Annotated in this window: 1 protein-coding gene; it reads right to left on the reverse strand. The window is 29.3% G+C overall.

Features of this window, described 5'->3' with window-relative positions:
• Positions 1-660 (reverse strand): hypothetical protein (locus Xmir_RS22245; RefSeq protein WP_145956963.1); only part of this gene is annotated, 660 nt, incomplete at its 3' end.
• Positions 661-685: the final 25 nt, after the last annotated feature.

Consider the following 685-nt stretch of genomic DNA (forward strand, 5'->3'; position numbering starts at 1 on the left):
ATAAGCTCTGAAATACAGAACATCATATAGGTTAACAACATCGACTTGAGAGTAACGTGCAACATACATTCTTCCCTTACGCCATGTATAAAACAGTTGCTTTTCCCGATCAATAACAAGAGGTGGTATTTTACGAATTAAAGATAATACCCATAAATGAATTAAAATCATTGTAATAGAAAATAGAAAAAAACCACCATCTAGTAACAAATAATTTCTAACACGAGATTTATTGTAAAAACCACTATCAGTATAACGCATATGAAAATATTGAGGAAAAGAGATATTCTTTGCATCAGCAATATATTCATAAACTTTAAAATCATCTGGTAATTTAGGGTTTAGATAAAAATCCTCCCCATATCTCTCTTTAATATTACTAACAATTAGTAAATTAAATTTCTCATCAGCTTTCCATGTTGAAATGCAATCATCAATGAAAAAACAAAACCCTAATAAAAATCCGGCTAAAGAAACAAGCAAAATCTTTTCACGATAATGACTCCTGCCATATCGTATTTCACATTTTTTATCATCAATTGAATCAATAAAACCCTCTGTTTTTATTTGCTCTTTATCCAGCATGCCAATATCTTCATCCAAAAAAGGATCGCAAACAATTGACATTCGTTCTAATTTAATTTCGTTATCCTTAGCCATACAAAATAATCTCATATAACAATTT

Source organism: Xenorhabdus miraniensis (genome assembly GCF_002632615.1).